Source organism: Steroidobacter flavus, assembly GCF_042651805.1.
In the GTDB taxonomy this organism is placed as follows: Bacteria; Pseudomonadota; Gammaproteobacteria; order Steroidobacterales; family Steroidobacteraceae; genus Steroidobacter; species Steroidobacter flavus.
The window spans coordinates 1,352,203-1,378,195 of sequence record NZ_JBHSDU010000015.1 but is presented as its reverse complement, the minus strand read 5'-3'; the positions used below and the strand labels follow the sequence as shown (position 1 = coordinate 1,378,195).

Annotated in this window: 20 protein-coding genes; 18 read left to right on the top strand and 2 right to left on the bottom strand. The window is 62.3% G+C overall.

Translation table 11 applies throughout. From position 1 onward, the window contains the following. Window positions 1-4: 4 nt before the first annotated feature. Window positions 5-1,279, bottom strand: coding sequence for a phenylacetate--CoA ligase PaaK (gene paaK, locus ACFPN2_RS33505; protein WP_380604895.1), 1,275 nt, complete (start codon window positions 1,277-1,279; stop codon window positions 5-7). An 8-nt stretch (window positions 1,280-1,287) separates the two neighbouring features. Then, entirely contained in the window at window positions 1,288-1,773 is a 486-nt protein-coding gene (locus ACFPN2_RS33500; RefSeq protein ID WP_129778202.1) for a 2,4'-dihydroxyacetophenone dioxygenase family protein, read from the bottom strand. A gap of 166 nt (window positions 1,774-1,939) precedes the next feature. On the opposite strand from ACFPN2_RS33500, the gene ACFPN2_RS33495 reads away from it, so the two are divergent. The 18 genes from ACFPN2_RS33495 to ACFPN2_RS33410 all read left to right on the top strand — a co-directional run bounded on the left by ACFPN2_RS33495 (window position 1,940) and on the right by ACFPN2_RS33410 (window position 25,989). Next, window positions 1,940-2,725 (top strand): SDR family NAD(P)-dependent oxidoreductase, encoded by a 786-nt coding sequence (locus ACFPN2_RS33495; protein WP_380604893.1) that lies wholly within the window; start codon window positions 1,940-1,942, stop codon window positions 2,723-2,725. A 16-nt stretch (window positions 2,726-2,741) separates the two neighbouring features. Then, the gene (locus ACFPN2_RS33490; protein ID WP_380604891.1) at window positions 2,742-3,527 is read left to right on the top strand and encodes a glucose 1-dehydrogenase; all 786 of its coding nucleotides are present in this window, start codon (window positions 2,742-2,744) and stop codon (window positions 3,525-3,527) included. Between the two features lie 11 nt (window positions 3,528-3,538). Beyond that, the gene (locus tag ACFPN2_RS33485) at window positions 3,539-4,054 is read left to right on the top strand and encodes a VOC family protein (protein WP_380604889.1); all 516 of its coding nucleotides are present in this window, start codon (window positions 3,539-3,541) and stop codon (window positions 4,052-4,054) included. Window positions 4,055-4,121: 67 nt separating this feature from the next. Beyond that, on the top strand, window positions 4,122-5,219 hold the full coding sequence (locus tag ACFPN2_RS33480; protein ID WP_380604887.1) for a helix-turn-helix transcriptional regulator: 1,098 nt from the start codon (window positions 4,122-4,124) through the stop codon (window positions 5,217-5,219). Window positions 5,220-5,432: 213 nt separating this feature from the next. Continuing rightward, a complete protein-coding gene (locus tag ACFPN2_RS33475) occupies window positions 5,433-7,640 on the top strand; it encodes a TonB-dependent receptor (RefSeq protein WP_380604886.1) in 2,208 nt (735 codons plus the stop codon). Window positions 7,641-7,646: 6 nt separating this feature from the next. Beyond that, window positions 7,647-9,332, top strand: coding sequence for an AMP-binding protein (locus ACFPN2_RS33470; protein WP_380604884.1), 1,686 nt, complete (start codon window positions 7,647-7,649; stop codon window positions 9,330-9,332). 78 nt (window positions 9,333-9,410) lie between these two features. Next, on the top strand, window positions 9,411-10,007 hold the full coding sequence (locus ACFPN2_RS33465) for an RNA polymerase sigma factor (protein WP_380604882.1): 597 nt from the start codon (window positions 9,411-9,413) through the stop codon (window positions 10,005-10,007). Continuing rightward, on the top strand, window positions 9,976-10,968 hold the full coding sequence (locus ACFPN2_RS33460) for a FecR family protein (protein ID WP_380604880.1): 993 nt from the start codon (window positions 9,976-9,978) through the stop codon (window positions 10,966-10,968). The genes ACFPN2_RS33465 and ACFPN2_RS33460 overlap by 32 nt, the downstream gene beginning before the upstream one ends. A 102-nt stretch (window positions 10,969-11,070) precedes the next feature. Further along, on the top strand, window positions 11,071-14,319 hold the full coding sequence (locus ACFPN2_RS33455) for a TonB-dependent receptor (RefSeq protein WP_380604878.1): 3,249 nt from the start codon (window positions 11,071-11,073) through the stop codon (window positions 14,317-14,319). Window positions 14,320-14,322: 3 nt separating this feature from the next. Next, window positions 14,323-15,828 (top strand): alkaline phosphatase D family protein, encoded by a 1,506-nt coding sequence (locus ACFPN2_RS33450; RefSeq protein ID WP_380604876.1) that lies wholly within the window; start codon window positions 14,323-14,325, stop codon window positions 15,826-15,828. An 84-nt stretch (window positions 15,829-15,912) separates the two neighbouring features. Further along, complete coding sequence (locus ACFPN2_RS33445; RefSeq protein WP_380604875.1) at window positions 15,913-17,718, top strand: hypothetical protein; 1,806 nt, start codon at window positions 15,913-15,915, stop codon at window positions 17,716-17,718. A gap of 97 nt (window positions 17,719-17,815) precedes the next feature. Next, the gene (locus tag ACFPN2_RS33440; protein ID WP_380604873.1) at window positions 17,816-19,453 is read left to right on the top strand and encodes an efflux MFS transporter permease; all 1,638 of its coding nucleotides are present in this window, start codon (window positions 17,816-17,818) and stop codon (window positions 19,451-19,453) included. Continuing rightward, window positions 19,450-20,526, top strand: a complete 1,077-nt coding sequence (locus tag ACFPN2_RS33435; protein WP_380604871.1) for an HlyD family secretion protein — start codon at window positions 19,450-19,452, stop codon at window positions 20,524-20,526. The genes ACFPN2_RS33440 and ACFPN2_RS33435 overlap by 4 nt, the downstream gene beginning before the upstream one ends. Then, a complete protein-coding gene (locus ACFPN2_RS33430; protein ID WP_380604869.1) occupies window positions 20,513-21,907 on the top strand; it encodes an efflux transporter outer membrane subunit in 1,395 nt (464 codons plus the stop codon). Before ACFPN2_RS33435 ends, ACFPN2_RS33430 begins: the two co-directional genes overlap by 14 nt. Before the next feature lie 117 nt (window positions 21,908-22,024). After that, window positions 22,025-23,239 carry a DUF5692 family protein gene (locus ACFPN2_RS33425; protein WP_380604867.1) on the top strand — a complete coding sequence of 405 codons (1,215 nt, stop codon included), beginning with the start codon at window positions 22,025-22,027 and terminating at the stop codon, window positions 23,237-23,239. Window positions 23,240-23,249: 10 nt separating this feature from the next. Continuing rightward, a complete protein-coding gene (locus tag ACFPN2_RS33420) occupies window positions 23,250-24,035 on the top strand; it encodes a hypothetical protein (protein WP_380604866.1) in 786 nt (261 codons plus the stop codon). A gap of 14 nt (window positions 24,036-24,049) precedes the next feature. Continuing rightward, the gene (locus ACFPN2_RS33415; RefSeq protein WP_380604864.1) at window positions 24,050-24,895 is read left to right on the top strand and encodes an alpha/beta fold hydrolase; all 846 of its coding nucleotides are present in this window, start codon (window positions 24,050-24,052) and stop codon (window positions 24,893-24,895) included. Further along, window positions 24,892-25,989, top strand: coding sequence for a DUF3187 family protein (locus tag ACFPN2_RS33410; protein WP_380604862.1), 1,098 nt, complete (start codon window positions 24,892-24,894; stop codon window positions 25,987-25,989). Before ACFPN2_RS33415 ends, ACFPN2_RS33410 begins: the two co-directional genes overlap by 4 nt. Window positions 25,990-25,993 lie beyond the last annotated feature (4 nt).

Below are 25,993 nucleotides of genomic sequence, written 5' to 3'. Positions count from 1 at the left end.
CAGATCAGCTGCGCTGTCGATTGTCGCGGATACGTTGAGCCTTGCCGACGGAACGCTCGATGGACCCTGGCGGTGCAATCCGCACATCGGCGCTGATGCCGATGTGCGCCTTCACCGCTTCGCCGAGGGTGCTCGCAGCGGCGGTGGAAGTGGGGCAGGTCTCGGCCTCGACATGAATCGTCAGATTGTCCAGTCGTCCGTCGCGGGTCAGCTCGAGCAAGTAATGAGGCGTGAGCGCGGGCAAGCGCAGAATCAGTTCCTCGATTTGAGTCGGGAACACGTTGACCCCACGCACGATCATCATGTCATCGGAACGGCCGATGATCTTCGCCATGCGTCGCATGGAGCGCGCGGTCGGTGGTAGGAGTCGAGTGATATCGCGCGTCCGATAACGGATGATGGGCAACGCTTCCTTGCTGAGTGAAGTGAACACCAGTTCGCCCAGCTCGCCATCGGGCAGCACCGCGCCGGTTTCGGGATCGATGATTTCGGGATAGAAATGATCTTCCCAGATCACCGGGCCGTCTTTGGTTTCGAGACATTCGTTGGCAACGCCCGGGCCCATCACTTCGGACAGCCCGTAGATATCGAGCGCGTCGATGCCCATTGTTGTTTCGATTTCCGTGCGCATGGCGTCCGTCCACGGCTCCGCCCCGAAGATGCCGAGCCTGAGCGAACATTCGCGCGGATCGAGCTCTTGCCTGGCGAACTCATCGGCGATTGCCAGCATGTACGAGGGCGTCACCATGATGATGTCGGGCTTGAAGTCACGAATGAGCTGCACTTGTTTCTGAGTTTGCCCGCCAGACATTGGAATGACGGTGCACCCCAGACGCTCCGCGCCGTAGTGAGCGCCGAGCCCGCCCGTGAATAATCCATAGCCGTACGCCACATGCACGATGTCGCCCGGTCGGCCACCGGCGGCTCGAATCGAGCGCGCGACCAGATTGGCCCAGGTGTCGAGGTCGTTGGCGGTATAGCCAACGACAGTGGGTTTGCCAGTCGTGCCACTCGACGCATGAATTCGGCTGATGCGTTCGCGCGGTACGGCGAACATGCCGAACGGATAGTTGGCACGCAGGTCGGCCTTGGTCGTGAACGGAAACTTCGCGAGGTCGTCGAGAGTGCGTAAGTCGCCCGGATGCACGCCGCGTTCGGCAAACATCCGTTGGTAATGCGGCACGTTCTCGTAAGCATGCCGCACCGACCATTGCAGTCGGTGCAATTGCAGGGCGCGCAGCTCGTCTTCGCTGGCGGTTTCGATGGCTTCCAACGACACGTCGCGGATCACCAGTGCGACGGCCGTTCGATGTGATCCGCCGCGCCGGCGGCGACCGCGAGGTCGTACATCAAGCGCGCATCGACGACGGCGGCGACTGCGCCGTCATCGTGATAACCGGCCAACGGTCCATGCACGACCGCGAACATGATCATGCCATCCGGATGGGTGGTCGGCTCGTGACGAATGCCGGCGCCTTCATAGACATAGTGTCCGGCGCGACCGCGATCTTCTCCGTAGCTGAAGCCGCCTTCGAGCAAGATGCCTTCGACTGCGCCGAGATGACCGTGCACCGCTGCGGCGTTGTCCGGCGACACCTTGAGCAACATCGAGAAGCCGCCGGTGTAGGGGTTGACGTTGAGCAGCTTGAACCACGTGCCGGGCATGACCCAGTCGGCCCACGGCAAGCCCGAGGGATCAAAGAACGCGGACTTGTGAGTCGCGGTCGCTTTGACCGTGCTGTTCTCGCTGCGCTTGATGGATACGCTCGACATGCCAATCCCCCGTCAACTGTTGTGAGGCGGATGGTAGGAGTGCGGCCGCCGGCCGCGACATGACGAGAACCACTCAGGTGGTTCCCGGTCCACCTGAGTGGAATACGCTATTGCCGCCGCCCGCGCCCGACTTCAGCCTCGCCGGGCAGATTACGAGCGGGGGATCATGGGCAGGCTCGAAGGTAAAACGGCATTCATCACCGGTGCCGCGTCCGGCATCGGGCGCGCCACGGCGTTGCTATTCGCACGAGAGGGCGCACGCGTTGTGGCGGCCGACATTTCCGGTGCCGGCGCCGAGCAGACGGCGGATCGTATCGGTCCGAACGCTCTGGCGGTGACGCTCGACGTCGCGGGCGAGCCGCAATGGGAACAGGCGATGCGTCGGGCCGTTGACCGGTTCGGGCGGCTCGACATCCTTTGCAACATCGCGGGCATCGGTCGCGGCGGCTCTATCGAAGATGTCACGCTTGAGGACTGGAATGCGATGCTCGCCGTGAACCTCACGGGCACCATGCTCGGGTGCAAACACGGCGTGCGCACGATCAAGAGCACCGGTGGCAGCGGCGCCATCGTCAATGTTTCCTCGGTGGGTGGACTGGTCGGCATCGCCGATATTGCGGGCTACTGTGCCTCCAAAGGTGGCGTCACGATTCTCACCAAGTCGGTGGCATTACATTGCGCGCAACGCGGCTATCCGATTCGTTGTGTCTCCGTGCATCCGACCTATGTCGATACCGAGATGCTCGATCCAGTCGCAGCGGCAATGGGCAGTCGTTCGGAGTTGCTGGCACGCATGGCGCGTCAGGTGCCGATGGGGCGAGTGGCGACGGCGGACGATATCGCGCGCACCATTCTGTTCGCGGCGTCCGACGATGCAATCATGATCGACGGTTCTTCCTTGATCGTCGATGGCGCCCAACTCGCCGGTCCGCCGTCCGCGCATTTCGAATAAAAAGTTTGGAGCGGTTATGAAAAGAGTCGAAGGTCGGGTGGCATTGGTCACGGGGGCCGCACAAGGTATCGGACTGGCGGTGGCGCAGCGCCTGAAGGAAGAGGGCGCAATCGTCGTGATGTCGGATCTCAACGCGGCTGCCTTGCAGGAGGCGGCGAGGCGTCTGGATGCGGACGCAATCGTTCAGGACGTCGCCTCCGAACAAGGCTGGATCGACACGATGCGCTCGATCCGCGAAGCGCATGGCGCCTTGCATATCCTGGTCAACAACGCGGGCATCGAAGGCGATCCCAGCGCGCCCAAAGATCCGCAAGGCGCGCCGCTCACCGACTGGAACAAGATCTTCACCGTCAACAGCGCCGGTGTGTTCCTGGCCTGCAAGCACGCAATCACGTTGATGTCGGAGTCGGGCGGCGGCTCAATCGTGAATGTTTCTTCCATCGCGTCGCTGGTGCCCACGCCGTTCCTGACTGCGTATGGCGCTGCCAAGGCGTCCGTTCAACACCTCACGCAGTCGGTGGCGTTGCATTGTGCGACCTCCGGTTATCGGATTCGCTGCAACTCCGTTCACCCGGGCCAGGCGCGTACGCCGATGCTCGAGGCTTTGTTCGAACGCATGGCGCGTCAAGCCGGCGCGTCGGTTGAGCAGTTCACGGCCGCGTTTGTGGCGCAGATCCCCATGGGCTCGTTGCAGGAGCCCGAGGATGTGGCGAACCTGGTGCTGTTTCTCGCCTCGGACGAGGCGCGTTACATCACCGGGCAAGCCATCGCCTGCGACGGCGGCTACGTGCTGGCTCATTGAGATAAAGCATCATGCAAGTCATTCAGATGGCCTACTTCGTCGAGAACATCGAAGAGGCGATGCCGCGTTTCACCCAGGCGCTCGGCGTCGGCCCGTGGTTCTACTTCGAGAGTTTCCCGTTCGAGCGACTCGAATATCGCGGCATGCCTTCGCAGGCCAAGCTCTCGCTGTGCCTCGGCATGTCGGGCGGGATGATGTACGAGTTGATTCAGCAGCGGGACGATCTGCCCAGCGTCTATAAAGAAGTCCAGCGCGAGCGGGGCTGGGGCTTTCATCACTACGCCGTCGGTGTGACGCCGGCGGACTATCAGCGCACCGTCGCCGACTATGTGGCGCGTGGTTATGACAAGGTGCTGGACGCCAGGGTCTCGATTGGTGCGCAGGCCGCCTATGTCGATGCGCGTCGGGATTTGCAGGGGATGATCGAGGTCATCGAAATGACCGCGCCGGTCCACGAGCTGTTCACGATGATTCGGGAGGCGGGCGAGCGTTGGGACGGGCGCGACCCGATCCGCCGCCTCGGTTGAGTCGCCCCGGTCCCTGGTGTACGTTTGCAGTCGGTAGCTCGACTGCTCGGCGCCAATGGGGGGCTCCATGCACGGCGTGGAAGTGGCTGACGACTCGATCGAGTCAGCGGTCTCGAAGATTCTTACCTGCACCGATCACAGCACGGTAGATGCACAGCTGTTGCGCCCGGTCGCGGCCCGCATCGCTGCGACCAGCGGTGTGTATTTCCGGTTTGCCAGCGCGCCCCGGGCGGACTGCTACGCGGCGAGCTATTCGTACGCCGGCGATACGCCGGAGGCGGCCGAGGTCTATCTGGATCACTATTTCCGCCTCGATCCGGTGGTGCGCTCGGGTCTGCGCTGGTTGCATCACCCGCAGGCGCCCATCGAGCTGGTGTCGGGGCTGTCCGCGAGCGCCGTCGATTTGCACGATCACGCGTATCGCGATGCCTTTCTGTATCGGTACAACATCGGGCACGTCATGGCGTTGATCGTGCCATGTCCGATCGCGTCCGGCCCGCAGCTCATGTGCATCGGGTTTCATCGCTGTGTCGATGACCGGCCGTTTCAGGCGCATGAAGTCCGCACCTTCGAGCGGCTGGCGCCGGCCATCACCTCGGCCATGCGATTGCTCGCGTATCAGGATGCCGAGCGTCTGTCACACGACGTGCTGAATTCTTTGAGCATGAGCGGCGGGGTGGGGTACGTGATCCTCGATCACGATCTCGCCATCGAAAATGCCAACGCTCGCGGCCTGGCGGATCTCGATGTGAGTCCTGCGAACGGGACGGCGGCGCTGCTTGGCGAGGTGCGTCGATTGCTGATTTCCGGCGAGGTGTCGGGCCAGGGCGGCGACGGACGCAACGTGTTCACGACGGGCGGCAGTCGGCCGCTGGAAATTTCAGTGTCCCGCCTGCGCAGTCCCGGCGGGCGCGAACGTTATTTGTTGATCACGAGCGAGCCGCTGACGGCGCGACTGCTGAATGCATCGACGCGGCTGTTCGCTTTGACCGATCGTGAAAGTGAGATTGCCCGGCTGGTCGCGGCCGGCCTGTGCAATGCCGGCATCGCAACCGAACTGCGCATCGCCCTACGAACGGTCGAGAATCATCTGCGCTCCATTTACGCCAAGGCGGAGGTGTCGAGCCGGACGCAGCTGGTGTCGAAGCTATTGCGCCTGCAATAGCAGCCGTTCGGGTACATGGATGTACCCCGCCGCCGCAGGTGGCGGGCTCCTGGAAAAAACCACGCTTTTTTCCAAGGAGCCACGACCGTCGTGACAGGATGTCCGATCGGTCGATCTAAATGAGTGGTTCACGTCATGTGGACCGTTTGAGCCTTCTGTCACAGTTCCCCTCGAACAGACGCCACATCCGAGTGGCGCTCAAACGGGGGGATCATGTCCAATCGCACGTCTGCCGCTGTGCGTGTCGCCTGCGGCCTTCATTCCATTCTTGCGTGCGCGGCGGTCCTGCCCGCGTATGCGCAGTCGAGCGATACGCCGGAAGAGATCGGCGGCCTCACTGAAATCGTCGTTACCGCCACTCGCAGCAGCGCCAACCTGCAGGACGTCGGCATCAGTCTGAGCGCATTCAGCTCGGAAGATCTGGTCGACCGCGGCGTGCGGGATTCGACCGATCTGGCCTTGCTCACGCCGGGCCTGCAGTTTGCCGATCCGGGTGGCTCGCCGATCGCCGGCCTGATCTCGATTCGCGGCGTGTCGCAGAATGACTTCGCCGGCCACATCGAGCCCGCCAACGCTTATTACATTGACGAGGTGTATCAGCCATCGAACGCCACCAGCGTGCAGCGGTTGTACGACGTCGAGCGTGTCGAAATCCTGAAAGGGCCGCAGGGAACGCTGTTCGGTCGCAATGCCACCGGCGGCTTGTTACATGTGATCACGCGTCAGCCGACTCAATCGCTCGATGGCTTTGCCGAACTGACGGTCGGCAGCTTCGATCAGCTCGGTTTCGAAGGCGCAGTCGGTGGACCGCTGAGCGACACGGTCTCGGCGCGAGCCGCCGTGCTCTACAATCGCAACGACGGTTACTTCAAGAACGCCATCGGTCCCGATTACGCCAACGACGATACCGTCGCCGGCCGCGTGCAGGTGAAGATCGAGCCTTCCGATCAGCTCGATATCTCGCTGTTCGCTGACTACTACGAGATCCGTCCCATCTACACCGGCGCGAGCATGATCACCGGCGCGGCCCCGGACGCAGATGGCTTGGGCATTCGATTGCCGCCGGGCTCACCGACCGGCTTCGGTTATGTCGATGCCGATGGCGATCCGTACACCGGCGCGCTCGACTATCCAGGCCAGTTGGAACGGCGCACGTGGTCCACGGGCGCGAAGGTCCAGTATCAGTTCGACACGCTCACGCTCGCGTCGATCACGAGCTATCAAAAGCTCGACAGCACCTACGATTCCGACAACGACTTCTCGCCGTATCCCATCGGCATCTTCCAACAGAATGCGGATGCGACACACCTGACTCAGGAGTTGCGCCTGATCGACGCGGACGGCGCGTTTCGCTGGACGGCGGGCGTCTACTACTTATACATCGACGGCGACTATTTTCAGGGCTTCAATCTGCCGGCCTTCGCGTCATATCCGCGGGCGAACTACAGCGTCGACACGCGGTCGGCTTCGGCATTCGCGCAAAGCGAATATGACATTTCAGACTCGGTGCGTTTGACCACCGGCGTGCGCGTGACGCGCGATGAAAAGAAATACAACTACACTGAAGTGTGCGAAGGCGCGCTGTGCCCGCTGTTCATCCAGCCGGGAACATTGGCCGCCAACGGCACCACGAGCGATGAGCACGCGGAGACGGGCACGTCGGGTCGCGTGCAGCTCGACTGGTCGGCGACCGACGATCTGTTGCTGTATTCGAGCGTGAGCCTGGGCTACAAGGCGTTCAACTACAACGCCGGCTTCGTCGGCCAGGCGCCACTGTCCATGTTCCGCTTCAAGGGCGAGAGCTTGCTCGCCTACGAGATCGGCGAGAAGTTCCAGTTCATGAACAATCGCGCGCGTCTCAACGGCGCGGTGTTCTATTACGACTACGACGACTATCAAGCCTTCGACCAGCGCGGTTTCAACTTCACGCTGTTCAACACCACGGCATCGATGTACGGCGCGGACGCGGAGCTGTCGGTCAGCGCCGGCGACGGTTACTTGTTCTCCGTCGGTGGCGCATACCTGCGAACGAAGGTGGACGATGTGCCCATCGGCACTCGACGAGTCAGCCGTGAAGCGCCGCAGTCGCCGCGTTACACCGCCAATCTTTCCGCGAGCAAGGACACACATTTCCAGTTCGGCGGCTTGAACGTGAATGTCACCGCGAGCTACGGCGACGACTTCTACGCTCAGCTGACCAATGCGCCGGTGACTCGCATCCCGGCCAGCTGGCTGGTCAATGCGCGCGTGACGCTCTCCTTGATGGATGATCGGCTGTCGGTCGCGGTGTTCGCGAATAATCTGCTCGACGAGGAGCGTGAGACGTTTGCCTTCGACGTTTCGGGCGCGCCGCTCGGAGGAACCTACACCACCTACGGCGAACCGCGCTGGTACGGCGTGCAGACTCGAATCAATTTCTGAGCGCGTATGTCAGCCGGGCGAGAGTTCATTTCCACGCGCGATGCTCTGTTGGCCGCCAGAGAAGATCTGGCGGCCGCGTGCCGCGCGTTCCGGCGGCCTGCATTCACCAGCTTCAACTGGGTGGCCGACTACTTCGATCGTATCGCCGTCGGCAACGCGGGGGCGGCGCTGCGAGTCGTGGACGATTCGGGACGCGACGATGCGTACTCGTACGAATCGCTCCGCCTGCGGTGTAATCAAGTCGCTAATTTCCTGGCGTCGCAGGGCGTGGGGCAGGGCGATCGCGTGCTCGTCATGCTCGGCAACGTCGTGCCCTTGTGGGAGACGATGCTCGCGGCGATCAAGCTGGGCGCGGTGATGATTCCGGCGACCACGCTATTGGATGGCGCCGATCTCGAAGATCGCATGGAGCGGGGTCGGGTCAAGGCAGTGATCACGCATTCACATCTCGCGGAACGGTTCGCCAAACTTCGCGCCGCCGCCGTGCAAATCGTCGTTGGACCGGCCGTGAAGGGTTGGCTCAACTACGAGGCGACGCTTGCGCAACCGACGCAGATCAACGCCGCACCTACGCGCGCTGACGAACTGCTGCTGTTGTACTTCACATCGGGGACCACGGCGAAACCCAAGCTCGTCGCACACACCCACACCAGTTACCCGGTCGGTCATCTCTCGACCATGTATTGGCTCGGACTGAAGCCAGGCGACGTGCATCTGAACCTGAGCTCGCCGGGGTGGGCAAAGCACGCGTGGTCCTGTTTCTTTGCGCCGTGGAATGCACAGAGCACGGTGCTCGCCTATCAATACGATCGTTTCGATCCTTGCGCGCTGTTGAATGTCATCGAACGCTGCGGCGTAACGGTGTTTTGTGCGCCACCGACCGTGTGGCGCATGCTTATTCAACAAGACTTGAAACGTTGGAAGCCCGTGCTCCGCGAAGCCATGAGCGCCGGCGAGCCGCTGAATCCGGAAGTGATCGCGGCGGTCAGGGATGCGTGGGGCGTCACGATTCGCGATGGCTATGGCCAGACCGAGACGACCGCGCAGGTCGGCAACTCGCCGGGACTGCCGCTCAAGCCCGGCTCCATGGGGCGGCCGCTGCCCGGCTATCGCATCGAGCTCATCGATGCCGAGGGACGCATTGGCGATGAAGGCGAGATCTGCATCGATCTGTCGCAACGGCCGCTGGGCCTGATGCAACAGTATCTCGACGATCCGGAGCGGACCGACGCCGTCATGCGCGACGGCTTTTATCACACCGGTGACGTCGCGAGCCGCGATTCGGACGGCTATCTCACGTACGTCGGCCGCATGGACGATGTTTTCAAATCGTCCGACTATCGAATCAGCCCGTTCGAGCTGGAAAGCGTGCTCATCGAACACGCGGCGGTCGCCGAGGCGGCGGTCGTGCCCAGCCCGGATCCGACTCGATTGTCGGTGCCCAAGGCTTTCATCGTGCTCAGCGCGGCGGCGACGCCCGATGCGGATACCGCACGATCCATCTTCGAGCACGTGCGCGCTCGTGTGTCGCCGTACAAGCGCATCCGGCGGTTGCAGTTTGCTTCGCTCCCCAAAACGATCTCAGGGAAGATTTGTCGCGGCGAACTGCGTGCGGCGGAAGTCGAGCTGCGCGCCGGCGGTGAGCGTTCCGCAGGCGAATTTTGGGAAGAGGACTTCGCGTCGCCGCGCTGAGTGTCATCACGCTGTAACGAATGTCATTTAGACAGCTGCCTGCCGGCGAATCCCGGCGGACCGTGACGAAATGTTTCGATGACCGTGAGCGATCCCGAGCGAACCCGCTGGTTCCTCCGTAACATCCTGCCGCACGAGCCGGCGCTGCGCGCCTGGCTCGGCAGGAAGCAGCGCTCGGGGATCAACGTCGACGACATCGTCCAGGAAGCCTATACCATTCTGGCTTCGCAACCGGCCTACCAGACCATCCGTCATCCTCGCGGCTATCTGTTTCAGATCGCGCACTCGCTGGTCGTTCGACACATCCGGCGTGCGCGCATCGTCGACATTCAGGCAGTGGATGATCTGGATCAATGGGACACGGCCGGCGCCGCGCCGTCGCTCGAGCAGGGCGCAATTGCCCGCGATGAGCTGCGCTATCTGGCAGAAACGATCGCGGTGATGCCGGAGAAGACGCGCGAGGCCTTTATTCTTCGGCGCGTGCGCGGGCTATCTCACCGGGATATTGCGCAACAGATGAAAATTTCCGAGCGCACGGTCGAGAAACACATCGCACGGGGGTTGCAACTGCTGGCAGAGCGCTTCACTCGCGGTGTGACAGATTCGCCCACCTCCGACAGTCAATTGCAAGGCGCCGCCCGAGATGGAATCACGGGAAACAAGTCAAAGCGTTGACATCGCGGCCTTCGAGTGGGCCGCGAAGATCGATCACGCACCGCTGTCGCAGGAGGAAACCGCGGCCTTGCGGGAATGGCTGGACGGGGATCCTCGCCGGCCTGGCGCGTTGTTTCGTGCGCGAGCGGTCTCGATGTATAGCGAATCGGCGAGTGCGCTCGGATCGAATTACAACCCCGATGACTTCACGGAAGCACGCCCTGTCGAACCTCGGTTGTCGCGCAGAAGAATGCTCGCATGGGGCGGCGGCTTGGCTGCGAGTCTGGCGGTGACTGTTGGAATCGGGTTGTCGCTCGGCACTTCCCAAGCCTATGCGACCGCGCGAGGCGAGATGCGCCTGATTCCGCTCGGCGATGGCTCGACGATGCTGTTGAACACGGCCACCAGTGTCGAGGTGGATTTCGGGTCGGAGCGCCGGCTGGTGCGGGTGCTGGAAGGGGAGGCGTATTTCGAGGTGACCGCCGATGCGCGACGGCCGTTCGTCGTCGAAGTCAGCGGTCAGCGGCTCGGCGCGTCGGCCTCCGCCTTCATGGTGCGTCGTCTGGAAGGCAGCCCGGTCGACGTGATCGTGCGCTCAGGAAACATCGAACTGCTGCCATCGAAGGCTGCGCCCGCGGCGCCGACCAGCCTGACCGCCAATACTCACCTGGCGATGACAGTTCGTGACGACGATGTATTGACGCGTGCCGAGGCCGCTGTCGTTTCGCCCGAGGTCCTGTCGCGTCAGCTCGCCTGGCGAGAGGGCAAGATTGCGCTTCATGGCGAAACGCTGGCCTTCGCGTCTCAGGCATTCGCGCGCTACAGCGATGTTCACATTCAGATCGCCGATCCCGGTTTGGCGAACGAGTCCATCACCGGATTGTTTTCCGCCAACGACCCGGTGGGCTTCAGCCGCTCCGTCGCCCGCATCTTCGGCGCCCACATCTCGATCCAACCAGACTCAGTCGTGCTGTGGCGCTGAGGCGCTATATTAAAGTTTAGTGACACATAGGGGTTGAGCAGCGCCGACGGCTCTTACGCGTCAGAAGACTGCGCTACACGCGGTCGTGGAGCGTGGCTGAAGATGTTTCCTGCGAAGTCCCTGCTGGCACGTTGCGTGGCTGCTGTCTTGCTCGTGGCCGGTGCGCGTGCTCATGCCGAGCCGAGATTGTTCAACGTGCCGGCGCAGTCGGCGGTGATGGCGATACCGGAGTTCGCGCGTCAGGCGGGTGTGCAGATCGTCGCTCCTGCGGGTCAGCTGCGGGGCATTCAAACGCCGGCGGTCGTGGGAGAAATGGAGGTGCGCGCCGCGCTGACGCAGTTGCTAGCGGGCACGCAGCTCACGATCGATTCTGAAGAGGGCGGCATCTTCACTCTGATCAATGCCTCCGCCGCGGCACGCGCAGCGGAAGAGCAGAGAACAGGCGTCATCGAAGGCCGTGTTCTCGATGTCTCCACCGGCGAGTACCTGCGCAACGCCATCGTGCGTGCGACCTCCGATTCGGGCATGCGTCAATCGACGACCACGGGCGAGCGCGGCGAATATCGATTCGTCGGCCTGCCGGCCGGTACGTTCGAAGTGTCCATCAGCTTCACCGGCCGCAGCGATCGAAATGCCACAGTTACTTTGCAGGCGGGCGAGTCGACGCAACTCGATTTCGATCTGCTGCGCCTGGGCAGTACTGAGGAAGTTCTCGAAGAAATCACGGTGAGCGCGGGCACGCTGGACGGCGATGCGCGGGCCATCATGAGTCAGCGCGAATCGATGGATATCAAGAACAGCCTGTCGTCGGAAGCGTTTGGCGATATTTCCGAAGGCAACGTCGGCGAGTTCATCAAGTACATGCCGGGCGTGGACACCGATGGCGTCGACGGCACGGTGCGCACGGTGCGCTTGCGCGGTCTGCCTCCGGAGTACACGTCGGTCACGATCAACGGTGTGGAGCTGGCCTCGGCGGATGCCAATCTCGGTTCGAGCGCATCGCGCACCTTCAGCTTCGAGCAGGTGTCCTTGAGCAGCATCGATGCCATCGAAATCTCCAAGACGGTGAGCGCGGACGTCGATGCGAATGCGCCGGCGGGCACGATCAACTTGCGCACCAAGCGCGCCTTCGATCGGAACGGCCGGCGAATCGCGGGGCAGATCAGCGCGAGCACACAGTCCGATCTCTGGGATGACCATGATGGCGGACCGGGCGATGGCGACCAGGATCGATTCCTGCCGGGCGCGCAGCTCGAATATTCGGATGTGTTTTTCGACAGCCGGCTCGGTGTGCTGCTCAGTCTCAGCAACTCGGAAACCTACATCCAGCAGGAGCGCATGACTTTGGGATGGGACTTCACGCCGACTGCCGCCAACAGCAATGCGGCGGCGCTGACTGCCATGCGTGCTCAGCAAATCAATCAGACGGTGGAACGGCTCGCGACCTCGCTGACTGTGGACTTCAAGGCCACGGATCGGCTGATCCTGTCGCTGTTGACGATGTACAACGAATCGGACCTGTGGTCGGGTCAGCGCTCCTGGCTGTTCACGACAGGCGATCGCTCGATGTCGGTGACGGGCGATGTGCTCACGGACTTCACGACGCGACATTCGAGCGCCCGCGCGAACTCAGAAGCGCTGGCCGTGGCCAAGCGCGGTCGTATCGTCAGTGCTATTCCCAGCTTCGAGTGGACCGGCGATCGCGTGACGCTCGATGGTCGCCTGGCTCATTCCAGCTCGACCAGCCGCTACGATCCGCTCGACTGGCACGGCTCGGTATTTTCAATGGGCTCGCTACAAGCATCCGGCGCATTCTCGGCAGAGCGTTCCAGTCTCGGCGAGCCCAACTGGAACATCACGCAGCTTGGCGGAGCCGATTGGAGCAATCCGGCGAGTTACAGCCGCCCGGTGATTCAGGCGGAAGACGGCCGCTACGCCGAGAGCGAATTGAATTCCGCGGCGATGAATCTCACATTCAAGGCCTGGCTTGCGCCTACGGCTGTCACGTTCAAGACGGGATTCAAGCTGGCGCGCAACACTTATGACTTCGGCAACGAGCGCGAAGCCCACCAGTACACGTATGTCGGGCCGCTGTCGGTGAGCCAGTTCTGGCAGAACTACGGGAGCCCGGTGCAGATGTCGTTCGACGACAACGATTTTCATCTGAGCACTGCCAGCGGCGCATCGAGCCTGTTCATGCCGAGCAATTATCAGATCGGTCAGTTGCTGCTCAGTCATCCGGAATATTTCACGCGCACACTGACCGCTGCCAACTACTACACCGCGTATATCGCCAATGCCCGTCACTTCGAGGAAGATCAGAACGCGGCGTACCTGATGGGCACCGTGGACTTCAGCGAGCGCGTGAGCCTGCGTGCCGGGTTGCGTTGGGAGCAGACCGAAACGCGTGCGAGACAAACCGATCCGCTGTCTTATGCGGAGGTGGTGGCCGCCGGCTATGCCGCTTCCGCGGCCACGGGGCGGGCGACGACCATCGATGGGCTGAAGTATCAATATGAGTCCCGGCCCAAGGTGGATCAACGGGGGCGATACGATTACTTCTTTCCGAGCGCGTCGCTGAAATATGCATTCGACGATCAGACCGAGCTGCAGCTGGGCTACAGCAAGACCATTCGGCGTCCGCAGGTCAATGTGCTGGCTGGTGTGCAGACGGTGGATGAGGCGGAGCGCATCGTCAGCGTGCCCAATCCCGGGCTCGAGCCTGAGCTTTCCAACAACGTGTCGATCCGCGCCGTGCATTACTTCGAGCCGACCGGCCTATTCGCGGTCAATCTGTTTCAGAACGAGATTCACGGCCTGTTCCAGACAGTGGACCTGACGGCGGCAGAGTATGGCTATGCCGGTGGCATCTACGACGACTACACCTTCCGTGCCACGCGCTCAGTGTCGGATGAGACCATCACCGTGCGCGGGGCCGAGCTCGAATATCAACAGTCGTTCGATTTCCTGCCCGATCCCTTTCGCGGCCTGAGCCTGCGCAGCTCCTATACATTCAGCGAAGCCGAAGAAACGATGCTCGGGATGGCTCGTCATATGGTGACCGCCGCCTTGTCGTATTCGCGAGGCGGGTTCGGTCTGAATCTCAATACGGTATGGGCTGACGACAAGCCGTATGACTCCAGCGGTGTGGTGGTGGACGATCGCGTCGAAGCGAATCTTTCCGGCAGCTATCAGTTGAGCCGGCAGTGGCAGATATTCTTCTCGGTGCGCAATCTGCTCGATTCGCCGTACAGCCGCACGGTGCCGGCGCAGGACGGCGTTCCCAGTCTCAACACCTACTATCAGAAGTTCGGTCGCACCAGCACGCTCGGTGTCCGCGCGGCCTTTTGATCGATGCGTGCCGTCGATCGTCGGACCGTGTTGAGAGGTGTCGGTGGACTGCTTCTCGCCGGGGCAGCCGGCCGCGTGTGGAGCAAGCCGGCATTTGCGGAATATCCATTCACCCTGGGCGTGGCATCGGGTGATCCCACGCCCGAGGGCTTCGTGATCTGGACGCGATTGGCGCCGCAGCCTTTGCAGCTTCACGGAGGCATGCCTGCGCGCAGCGTCTCGTTGAATTGGGAGGTGGCGGAGGACGAACGGTTTCGTCGTATCGCCCGTGCGGGCCAAGTGCTCGCTCATCCAGAGTTGGCCCATGCGGCGCACGTGGATGTCGCGGGATTGAAGTCGGATCGTCTCTATTGGTATCGATTCTTTATCGAGGGCGGCGAACCGAGTCCTGTCGGTCGAGTGCGCACGGCGCCCGCCGCTGGACAACTGCCGCGACGAGTGCGTCTGGCTGTCGCCGGTTGTCAGCACTATGAGAGCGGGTGGTACGGCGCGTGGCGCTATTTGAGCCAGGAGCCAGAGTTGGCTGCGGTGTTTCACTACGGCGACTACATCTACGAAGGCTCCGGCATCGCCTCCGATCCGATCGCGTCGGGGCGGCGTCATCTGGGCGACGAGCTCTACAGCCTCGATGACTACCGGCGCCGATACGCACAGTACAAAACCGATCCGGACCTGCAGGCCGCGCATCAAGCTGCCGCGTTCATTGCTTCCTTCGACGATCATGAAGTGGACAACAACTGGGGCGGTGAGCGCGCCCAGGACGATACGCCCCCCGAGCTGTTCGAGTTGCGCAAACTCGCAGCGATGCAAGCTTGGTACGAGCACATGCCAGTGCGTCGTGAACAGTTTCCGAGGCCGGACGGTTTGCGAATGTTTCGTCGGCTCGACTACGGTCGTTTGTTTCGACTCCATGTGCTCGATACGCGCAGCTATCGCGTTCCAGGCGAAACCATGCTGGGCCCTGCACAGGAAGGCTGGCTCTATCGAGGATTGAGCAATGACGCGTGTTGGAATCTGATCGCCCAGCAGGTCCTGATGATGCCGCTGTTACGCCGGGCCGCCGATTCGGGCCGGCTGGTCTCTACTTATAAAGACCACTGGGGCGGTTTTCCCGAGTCCCGACAACGCTTGGTGCGTGCGATCGGCGAGCGGCAGCTGACTAACGTCGTCGTGGCCTCCGGCGATTCGCACCAGTATTTCGTCGGCCGCGTCCCGGCGGATCGCGACCGACCCGACGGGGCCGCGGCGGCAAGCGAATTCCTGGGCACGTCGATCAGCTCGGGGGGCGACGGCATGCCGGTGTTGCCCGGTTCGGAAACCTTGCTCGCGGACAATCCCAACATTGCCCTCAACAATGCTCAGCGTGGCTATCTCACTTTCGATGTCACGCCCAGTGAGCTGCGCGCCGATCTGAATGTGATGGATCGCGTGAGCTCGCCCGGCGGGACGTTGAGTAAGCTCGCTCGATTCGCGGTGATGCCGGATCGGCCTGGACCGGAGCGGTGCTAGCGGCGCAATCGCGAATGCTTCCTAACCGTTAGTGGAATACCGCGAATCTGGCGAGATCGCGAGTTGCCGATCTATCATCGCGCCATGACCCCTGACCATCGCGACGATCCGGCCACGCCCGAAGCTTCCTCGGTACGAGAACAGCTCGAGCGTTTGCACCAGAGTGCAGTGTTCGAGAAATCCGACCGCCTCATGGCATTCCTCCGTCACATCGTGGAAGCCGTGCTCCGCGGTGAGGCGCGATATCTGACGGAATCGGCGGTAGGCAATGCCGTTTATGGGCAGACGCGCGAATATGATGCACGCATCGATTCGACGGTCCGGGTCGAGGCCCGGCGGCTGCGTCGTAAGCTGACTGAATACTATGCCGGGCCTGGCAAGAGCGATGACGTCATCATCAGCTTGCCCGTCGGCAGCTACATTCCGTCGCTCCAGCGTGCCGAGCGTGCGAGTCCGGAGGCGGACAGCGCTCGAGCCGATGACGCACAGCCGATTTTCCGAAAGGGTACAGGCGCGGCCATCGCCGTGCTCCCATTTCGAGCATTCTCGACTGATACGGGCGAAGAGAGTTTTGCCGTCGGCCTGAGCGATGAGCTGGCTTTCAATCTGGCGCGTGCTCCCGGCTTGCGCGTGGTGGCCCGAAGCGCGATTGCGCAGGCCGTAGCCCGCGATCTATCCGTGCCCGCGCTGGCGGCGGAGTTCGGTCTCGATGCATTGTTACAGGGATCGGTCCGCATCGAGGGTGGGCAAATGCGGGTGACCTTGGAGGTCGCCGATCCCAAGGGCTTCATCGTGTGGTCGGATCGGATGCGTCTTCCCGATGGCGAGCGTCTGCGGCTGCAAGAGCTGACCGCCGCCACCATGCTCAGCAGGTTGCGCCTGGATAGCTCGCAGATGCGAGCCAAGCAGATCGGGCCCGGGCCGGACGCGCTCGACGCGCTCGGCAAAGTGTATTCGTCGCGACAGCTGCTCGACGAACAGACACCGGCCTCGCTGTTGCAGGCATTGGAGCAGTTCAAGCAGCTCGCAGCGTCCGCACCCGACTATGCCCGCGGACATTCCGGCATCGCCGATTGCTATTGCGATATGTATCGGCTGGGGCTGATCGACCAGGCGACGGCACAACGCCAGGCCAAAGCGGCAGCCCTGCGAGCGCTGGCCATCGATCCCCGATCGAACGAAGCGCGTGGCGCGCTCGGCACGGTATGCGGCTGGCTGGAATGGAATCGCTTCGAAGCCGAGGAGCATTTTCGCGCAGCGCTGGCACGAGGTGAAAACTCACGCGCGGCGCGTGCCTATGCGGTTCTGCTCACGTTGCTCGGACGCGCGGATGAAGCGGACCACATGCTCTGGGAAGCGCGTCAGATGGAGCCGTTCTCGATTCAGCAGGATATCGCCGAGACACTGACCCGTTATCAGTCACGTCGCTTTGCCGATGCGATCGGAACGTTGGCGCGAGTCCAGGCCAGTAAGGTTGCGAACGAAGCGCTCGTCTACGTCGCCCTCTCGCACATATTCGGCGGCGATAAAGAGGGCGCCCGGCAGATCCTGCCGCAGATCGATCGACGCATCGTCAAGCATCTGGATCTCAAGCATGCACTCGCGGAGTTGCAAGCGTGGCTGGGCGAGAGCGAGCCGGCGAAGGCACTGCTCGCCAGCGACAGGAGCGACGAAACTTACTTTGCGCGTGCCACGCTCGCGGCGGCTGTTCAGGACGATGAGCGAACTTTCGACGCATTGAGCAAGTCGATCGCACGCCGGGAGTTGTCCGCGGTGTGGGTGCGTAGCGACGTTCGATTCGATCGACTGCGCGGCACGAGTCGATTCGAGGCGCTCATCGGCGAGCTCGACCGGGCTTCGTTGCAGCGATTCGCGCCAGCAACACGCTGAGCTAACGGTAAGCGCAGTGCGCTCACTGCACGGGGCCGGACCGCCTCACTAGCATCCTGCGGATGATGCGCCGGAGGCGGCGCAAGCAGGCATCCGCATGAGTGGGGTCGAAAGCTCCCAATATTCCTATTCGCCGGACGAGCGGCCGACTTTTCCCGGCTCGCCCGCTGTGCCCGCGCAGTCGGCGTCGCGTCGTACCGGCGCTGGCGTCATCGGCGCGGTGCTGGCGATCTGCGCGACATTCGGGAACGCGCTGGTCAATGTGAATGTCGCCAGCATCGGCGGGGCGCTCGGCCTGTATGTCGCCGAGGCGAGCTGGCTGCCGGCCATCTACGTCGCGATGAATGCCAGTGCCAATCTGTCGCTGGTCAAAGCACGCGCGCAGTGGGGTATTCCCTGGGTCACGCATACGTTGCTGTGGATCTATGCGGGCGTCGGCGCGATTCAACTGATGTTTCCCGGTTTCGCCGCGGCCATCGCCGTCAGAGCGGTTTGTGGAATGACGGCGGCCGCGCTCACGACGCTATCTATTTATTATTTGCTCCAGGCGTTCCCCGGCAAATTTCGACCGCTGTCTTTGGTGGTCGGCATGGGACTCACGCAGCTCGGGACGCCGCTGGCCCGGCTCGTGCCTGTGGAGATGTTAGCGCTTGATCACGGGCAGAGTCTCGCGCTCATTGAGATCGCGCTGCCGTTGAGTGTGCTCGCCCTCATCACTGCATTTCCGCTGCCGCCCAGCGAGCGAAGCACTGCGTTTGAGCGGACCGATTTCGTCACGATTGCACTGTTGGTGCCGGCTTACGTGCTCGTGTGCGGCGTGCTGAGTCTGGGGCGGGTGTATTGGTGGACCGATGCGCCGTGGATCGGTTACGCGCTGGTCTGCGCAGTGCCGTTGTTCGTCGCTGTTTTGCTGATCGAGCGTCGGCGCGACCGACCGCTGTTACAGCTGCGATGGCTGCGAACGCGAGACATTCTTCGATTCGCCGCGGTGGCGCTGTTCGTTCGCCTTGCTCTGGCCGAGCAAACTTACGCCGCGGTGGGGTTGCTGACGTCCGGCGGGCTCAGCAACGATGAGCTACGCACGTTGTTCTCCATCGTTGCAGTGGCGATGTTTTTTGGAGTCGTCTGTGCCGCGCTGACGTTGTCCGAGCGCCGGCTTCCCTATCAAGTAGCCGTTGCGGCGCTGATGATTGCGTCAGCCGCCTGGCTCGACAGCAATGCGACCAACCTCACGCGACCCGAACAACTGTATTTCAGCCAGGCGCTGCTCGGGTTCGGCACGACGCTGTTCATCGGGCCGGCCCTGGTGTACGGCTTCATTCGCATGTTCAGTCGCGGGGCCGATCACCTCGTCAGTTTCATCGTGCTGTTCAGTACGACTCAGAACGTCGGCGGACTGGCGGGCTCGGCACTGCTGGGCTCGTATCAAATCGAAGCGGCACGACACCATGCACTCGCGCTCTCGGAGCGTGTGCTGACGACAGATCCGGCGGTCGCCGGCCGCATCCTCGGCGGTGCGGCGTCGTTGTCGGGAGTGATCGTCGATCCCGCACTCAGAGCGGGGCAGGGGGCGGGCCTGTTGAGTCGTGCGATGGCTCGAGAAGCCAGCGTGCTTGGCTTCGACGATGTGTTTCGATGGCTGTGCGCGGCGGGATTATTCATTGCAGCTTATGTGCTCGTCATCGCCCTCTATAAGGAATGGCGGCGCCACGTGACGCACGGAGTCGTGGCATGAACGACGAAACCGCTTCGAATCCGCGTCGACTGTGGCGACCTGAACGGCACGCGCCGATCAAGGTGGCCGCGATCGTCGCGATAGCGATCGTGGCCGTTGGCTCAATTTTGATTGCATGGGATCTGCCGCCGTTTCGCGGCGGTGTGGAGCGCACTGAAAACGCGTATGTCCGGGGCCGCACGGCGCTCATTGCTCCACAGGTCAGTGGCTATGTCGTCGACGTTGCAGTGAAGGACTTCCAGCAAGTCTCCGCCGCGCAGGTGCTGGTGCGTATCGACGACCGGATCTATCGCGCGCGTGTCGATCAGGCACGTGCGCATCTCGCAGCCCAGCGAGCGGCGCTCGCCAATAGCGATCAAGCGCATGCCGCTCGCACGGCGGCGTTACATTCGCAGCAGTCCGCATCGGCAAGCGCAACGGCTCAGCTCGAACGTGCCAAAGCCGACATGGCGCGAGTTGAGGAGCTGGTGCGGGACGGAGCGGTGTCTCAGCGCGAATACGATCAGACACGCGCAGTCTTGCGTCAGGTCGAGGCTCAGGTTCGCCAGTCCGCGGATGCGGTGGAAGTCGCGCGCCAGGACATTCGCACTGTCGATGTCGGACGCAAAGGGCTGGTGGCACAAGTCGAGGCGGCCGAGGCGCAGTTGCGCTTGGCCGAGATCGATCTGGGCAACACCGAGATTCGCGCCATCGAAGCCGGGCAACTCGGTGAGATTGGCGTACGCCTGGGACAATACGTTACGAACGGTACGCAGCTGCTGGCGCTCGTTCCCAATGATTACTGGGTGATTGCCAACTACAAGGAAGCGCAGACCTCGCGCATGCAGCCGGGGCAGAAAGCAAGCTTCACCGTCGATGCGCTCGGCGATGCCAGGTTGACCGGACGAGTCGAGCGTCTCGCTCCCGCGGCCGGCTCTGAGTTCGCTGTCCTCAAGCCGGACAACGCGACCGGCAACTTCGTCAAAGTCCCGCAGCGGATTGGAGTGCGCATTGCGATCGATCCGAATCAATCGCTGGCCGCGCAGCTGCGGCCAGGAATGTCCGTGCAGGTCAGCGTCGATGCCCGCGACTGAACAAACATTCTGTGTCATCGGGCTGACGCTGGCCGTCGCCGCGTTGCTCGGCTGTGCCGGCCCGCGGCCGGAGTCGCCGGCCGCTGCGGCGATAACCGTTCCGGCGCAGTGGCTCGCGAATCATTCGAACGATGAGCCGGGAGCCGCGGACGAATGGGTTCGCGGCTTCGGCGATCCGATGCTCGCTCGCCTGATCGAAGCTGCGCTGGCCAATAATATCGACATCTCGGTCGCCGCGGCCCGAGTCGAAGAGGCACGCGCTCAATACGACCTGTCTCGTGCGCAACGCGGGCTGTACGTCGCTGGCGGTGTTGCGGGAGTGCGCGAGCGGACGATCAATCCGGCATTCGGCATTCCGCAGGAACAGACGGCGGGGCAGGCGGCGCTCAGTGCATCCTACGATCTCGATTTGTTCGAACGGCTGTCGAACGCGAGCGCGGCCGCAAGAGCGGCGCTCTTGGCGACGGAAGCGTCGAAGGAAACCGTGAGAATCGCGGTTCTGACCGGTGTTACGGAAGGCTATGTGACCTTGCGAGCGCTGGATGAGCGATTGCGAATCTTGAATCAAACGCTCGCAGCTCGCGAAGAAGAAGTGCGCTTCACTCGGCGTCGGGCGAGTGTGGGTTACTCACCAGTGATCGATCTTAAGCAAGCGGAAGCGGCGTATCGGGCGGCGGAGCAAGCGATACCGGCGGTCACGTTGTTGATCGCGCGCCAGGAGCATGCACTGAGCATCCTGCTTGGTGACAATCCGCGCACCATAGAGCGCGGGCTCGAGCTCACCGATATTCACCTGCCACCTCGGTCCAGTGTTCTGCCTTCGCAGCTGCTCGCGCGCCGTCCGGACATTCTCCAGGCCGAACAGCAAATCGTTGCAGCGGATCGATCGTTGGACGCGGCGCGAGCTGCATTCATGCCATCGATTCAGCTGCAAGCGTCGGGAGGTTGGGTGGAGTCGACGCTACTGAAGGACGATCCGATCGGCATCTTCTCGCTGGGCGGCAGCGTGTTGGCACCGATTTTCGACAGCGGTCGCCTGCATGCTCAGCAGAATCTCGCAGCGGCCCGGCGCGATCAGGCAGCGTTTGCCTACCGCAAGACCGTGCTGACAGCGTTTCGAGAAGTCGAAGATGCGCTGACCGCGATCGAACAGAACGAGCGGCAATTGCGCGCTGTCGAGTCGCAGCGGGACGAGATCGCTCGAATCCTGGAACTGGCGCAGAAACGTTATCGCGCCGGGTACTCACCCTACATCGAGCAACTCGATGCTCAGCGCAACCTGCTGACCGCGGAGCTCGCGGCTGTACAGGCGCGTGCCGATCTACTCATCTCGAGCGTCGCTTTGTACCGTAGCGTCGGCGCGGGCTGGCGCGTGCCGTAACTTCGCGATAGCGAGCGTCGCATGTCGTCGACGCTAACCGTGAGCCATCGTTTCTCACTCCCTTGCCTCGGTGCGGCCTACCTAGGATCCGCACATCGAAACGATCGGGAGATCGAGATGGTGATTACGGTGCGCGTCGCGCGTCATCTCTTCGCAGTGTGGATGCTTTGTTTGGGCTTGCTGGCCGGCGTCTCGGCACGAGCCGATGTGCCGCCCGATGGGTACGCGCGCTGGATCGGTGCGTTGGAAGGCTCCGAAGCGCATGTCCATGGCGGCAGCATCGTTTACGACCTGCGCTTCGCCGGAGACAGCGTCACCGTCGAGAAGTCGGTCGGCCCGCGGCTGCACACGCAACGTTTCAAAGTCAGTGAAGTCGCCAACGGATTGAAGCTCGAAGGCGATGCCGCGGGCACGGTTCCGGAGTTGGCCGGAGCGCTGTTGGAACGCAGCGGCCAACGTCACTTCAGCGTGCGGTTGCCAACCGATGCGCAACTGCAGCTGCGCCCCTCGATCGGCTGGCTCTCATGGCTGCACTACGCATTTTTCTTCGGCGTCGTGCTGTTGCTCGGAAATGAGCTGGTCCGGCACAAGAAGGCCGCCGCGTACACGCTGTTCTTCGTATTCCCGATCGTGTTGATCCCGTTGTGGCTGCACGCCGGTTTCGACGGCTTGTTTCGCTGGGTCAAGTTGTACTCAGCGGTCGTCGGCGCGGTGTTCTTCACGTTGTATCGATTCAACGGCCTGGATCGCTTCAAGTGGGCCAGGGTCGTGGTCGCGGCAATTCTCGCCGTGAACATCGCCGAAGCGGTCAGCCAGGACTACGCGTTCGGCGAGCTGCCGAACCTGCTCAATGCGGCTGCCGGCATTCTCAACATCGTCACGCTGTCGAGATGGATGGGCATCAAGCGCGACGAGAGCGCGCCTCACGACATGCTGTGGCCGGGCATGACGACGTTCTGGATCATCGCTTACGACGCCTGGAACATCACCTTCGTCTATCTGAACTTCCCGAGCACGGTGTTCTACACAGTGGCCATCATCGTTGCTCCGACGCTGGCTGCACTGTTCATCAAGAAGGGGACGTGGTTGCAGGCGCGTGCGTACACGCTGGCGATCTACATGATGTACATCTTCAGCTTCCATGCGCTGGCCGAGCAATACATCGGTCTGCACTTCTCGCTGCCTCTGCCGCGCAGTGAAGGCATCGCGATGACGATGGCCATCGTCAGTCTGGGATTGAACGCGGCATATGCGCTGCTGCACTTCGGTTGGAAGCTCACCGGACGCGCGCCATCGCAGCTGCAAGTCGGTCAGAACGCTTCGGTCATCTGAGGGATTCACCATGTTCAAGCTCAATTTTCTGATCGCACTGACCGTTGTCGTTGCGTCGGCGGCGCTCGCTGAAGAAGCGGCCACGAACGCTTCGAATCAAGCGAATAATCCGCTGCAGCCGAGCATCATGCTGAACGTCAACGACTACTACATTCCTTCGTTGTACGGCCTGCCGGATCGCGACGCGAACATCGCCCTGGTTCGGGGGCTCGTGCCGCATCTGGCGTTCGATCACCCGCAGCTGTTGCGCTTCACGTTGCCGATCAACACCACGCCGACGTTTCCGAACGGACATGACAGCGGCCTGGGCGATCTGACGATCTTCAACATGGCGCTGTTCCAGAACAAGCGTCACGGGCTTGCCTGGGGCGTCGGACCGGTGCTCACCGCGCCGACGGCCAGCGAAGATTCGTTGGGCACCGGCAAATGGCAGGGCGGTGCGTCCGGCGCTGTTGTCGCGGTTCGGTCGTGGGGATTGGCGGGGGCGCTGGTGATCGCACAGGACTCGTTCGCGGGTGACGACGATCGGCGCGACGCAGGCAGCGCGACCGTGCAGCCCATCGTGTTCTACAACTTGCCGCACGGCGCGTATCTGCGTTCCACCGGTATCTGGAGCTTCGATTTGCACAGCGACGATTACTACGTGCCGGTGGGCTTGGGGGTCGGCAAGGTATGGAGCATGGCGCCGAAGGTCCAGGTCAATGGTTTCGTCGAGCCGCAGTTCACGGTGCTGCACGAGGGCATCGCGCCTCATTGGCAGCTCTACGTCGGCTTCAACGTTCAATATCTGTTGTGACAGGGAAGAGCGTCATGATGTCCAGCGAGCAGCTCGGCAGGGTCCCGCTTCGGGTTCGTGATTTTGTGTTCGATAGTCTCGCTGTCGGCGATCCTGAGGCGCCGCTCGTGCTGTTTCTGCACGGCTTTCCGCAGTTTGCCGAATCCTGGGCCGACATCATGGTGCCGATCGCGAATGCCGGCTTCCGCGCGGTCGCAGTCGACCAGCGTGGCTATTCGCCTGGTGCGCGGCCTGAAGGCGTCGCCGCTTACGACATGAGCCTGTTGGTTGGAGACATTCTCGAGTTCGCTGACGCGCTCGGCGCGCATCGCTTTCATTTGGTAGCGCACGACTGGGGTGGGATTCTCGCATGGCGCCTGGCGGCGGAACGGCCCGGGAAGTTGCTCAGCCTCACGGTGCTTTCCACTCCGCACACCGATGCCTTGCTGAACTCGATAGCTCGCGATCCCGTGCAGGCCGCGATGTCTCAGTACATTCATTTCTTCCGCCAGCCTGGCGGTGTGGCGGAGGCGGGCATGCTGGCGAACGGAGCAGAACGGTTGCGAGCTGCATTTCGCGGCAAGCTCTCCACACAACGGTTGGAAACTCATGTGGCTCGGTTGTCCGTGCCGGGCGCACTGACGGCGGCGCTCAATTGGTATCGCGCGCTGGACTTCGACGCACGGATCGGGCCGGTGCATGTCGATACGCTGTTTATCTGGGGATCGGCGGATCACGCGTTGGGTGAGATTGCCGCGAACGACACGGCTGACTTCGTGCGTGCGCCGTATCGATTCGTGCGCCTCGACGAGTGTTCCCATTGGCTGATGGACGAAGTTCCCGAAGACATCGTCGATCTGTTGCTGGAGCGTTTGCGATGAATACTCGTTGGCTGAATGCCACGCTCGGCGCGGTAACGATGCTTGCCAGTGTTGCCGCGCCCGCAGCCGAGAGCGACTTCTACGGTCTGCTACGCAACCGGGACCTGACGACGTTCGGGTTTCTGCGACTGGATATGAGACCCGCTCACGCCGTCTCGATCGAGAAAGGCACGTGGGCGGCGGAGTTCGAGCTGGGGTATCAAAACACCTGGGCATTGAGCGGCGCAGTGGAGCGCTACCTGACTTCGCTCGAATCTCAGGGACGACGCGATCTGAGCGCTGCGGATTTGCAGGCGATCCGCGATCTGCCCGGTGAGAATTATCTGGTCGATGTGGAGTCTGCGGCCGTCGACTTCACCCTGCATTACAGGTTTGCCGATGACTGGAGCGGTTACTTCGTGACGAGTGCCGTTTCGTATCAAGGCGGATTTCTCGATAGCACCATCGAGGAATTTCATCGGACGTTCGGCTTCAGCACGTTCGGGCGACCGGCAGTCCGCCGCAACGATGTAACGCTGATCTACGATTTGAAATCGGCGCAGGTTGCGAGTTTCGGTGCGCCGACGGACGGCGGCTTCACGGATCCGACGGTGGGGGTTCGCTACACTGGAGTCCGGCTGCCGGAGCATTGGAGCATGTCGCTCGAAGCTGCCGTGAAAGTGCCATTGGATGGTGAGCGCACGCTGCTGTCGACGGGACACTTCGACTATGGAGTGCAAGCCTCCCTGCAGCGTCGAGGCGCGCATCATGCGCTCTATGCGAACATCGCTGCAGTCTATTACGGCGGTGCCGAGTGGCCGGTCCCGCAGGAGGCTCAGATCATTCCGACGCTCATTCTGGGCTACGAGCATCGGCTGACCGGGCGCACGAATGTCAACGTGCAGGCCTATGTCAGCCCCAGCGTCTACTCGGACGATGACACCGACCTCGATGAGCTGACCGGCCTGAAGTATCAGTACAGCCTCGGCGTGCGTCATCGAATGAATCGATACCTGCTGTCATTCGGTATCACCGAGAACGTGCAGAACATCAACAATACGCCCGACATCGGTTTTCAGCTCGGCATCGCCTACATCCCGCAGCCGCGCTCTTGAATGA

Bases quoted from the DNA above. Each gene is read 5' to 3' on its own strand.
- ACFPN2_RS33455 (WP_380604878.1), top strand. From the start codon at position 11,071: ATGTTTCCTGCGAAGTCCCTGCTGGCACGTTGCGTGGCTGCTGTCTTG.
- ACFPN2_RS33485 (WP_380604889.1), top strand. From the start codon at position 3,539: ATGCAAGTCATTCAGATGGCCTACTTCGTCGAGAACATCGAAGAGGCG.
- ACFPN2_RS33435 (WP_380604871.1), top strand. From the start codon at position 19,450: ATGAACGACGAAACCGCTTCGAATCCGCGTCGACTGTGGCGACCTGAA.
- ACFPN2_RS33460 (WP_380604880.1), top strand. From the start codon at position 9,976: ATGGAATCACGGGAAACAAGTCAAAGCGTTGACATCGCGGCCTTCGAG.
- ACFPN2_RS33440 (WP_380604873.1), top strand. From the start codon at position 17,816: ATGAGTGGGGTCGAAAGCTCCCAATATTCCTATTCGCCGGACGAGCGG.
- ACFPN2_RS33470 (WP_380604884.1), top strand. From the start codon at position 7,647: ATGTCAGCCGGGCGAGAGTTCATTTCCACGCGCGATGCTCTGTTGGCC.
- ACFPN2_RS33495 (WP_380604893.1), top strand. From the start codon at position 1,940: ATGGGCAGGCTCGAAGGTAAAACGGCATTCATCACCGGTGCCGCGTCC.
- ACFPN2_RS33430 (WP_380604869.1), top strand. From the start codon at position 20,513: ATGCCCGCGACTGAACAAACATTCTGTGTCATCGGGCTGACGCTGGCC.
- ACFPN2_RS33500 (WP_129778202.1), bottom strand. From the start codon at position 1,773: ATGTCGAGCGTATCCATCAAGCGCAGCGAGAACAGCACGGTCAAAGCG.
- ACFPN2_RS33425 (WP_380604867.1), top strand. From the start codon at position 22,025: ATGGTGATTACGGTGCGCGTCGCGCGTCATCTCTTCGCAGTGTGGATG.
- ACFPN2_RS33450 (WP_380604876.1), top strand. From the start codon at position 14,323: ATGCGTGCCGTCGATCGTCGGACCGTGTTGAGAGGTGTCGGTGGACTG.
- ACFPN2_RS33420 (WP_380604866.1), top strand. From the start codon at position 23,250: ATGTTCAAGCTCAATTTTCTGATCGCACTGACCGTTGTCGTTGCGTCG.
- ACFPN2_RS33490 (WP_380604891.1), top strand. From the start codon at position 2,742: ATGAAAAGAGTCGAAGGTCGGGTGGCATTGGTCACGGGGGCCGCACAA.
- ACFPN2_RS33480 (WP_380604887.1), top strand. From the start codon at position 4,122: ATGCACGGCGTGGAAGTGGCTGACGACTCGATCGAGTCAGCGGTCTCG.
- ACFPN2_RS33445 (WP_380604875.1), top strand. From the start codon at position 15,913: ATGACCCCTGACCATCGCGACGATCCGGCCACGCCCGAAGCTTCCTCG.
- ACFPN2_RS33410 (WP_380604862.1), top strand. From the start codon at position 24,892: ATGAATACTCGTTGGCTGAATGCCACGCTCGGCGCGGTAACGATGCTT.
- ACFPN2_RS33465 (WP_380604882.1), top strand. From the start codon at position 9,411: ATGACCGTGAGCGATCCCGAGCGAACCCGCTGGTTCCTCCGTAACATC.
- ACFPN2_RS33415 (WP_380604864.1), top strand. From the start codon at position 24,050: ATGATGTCCAGCGAGCAGCTCGGCAGGGTCCCGCTTCGGGTTCGTGAT.
- ACFPN2_RS33475 (WP_380604886.1), top strand. From the start codon at position 5,433: ATGTCCAATCGCACGTCTGCCGCTGTGCGTGTCGCCTGCGGCCTTCAT.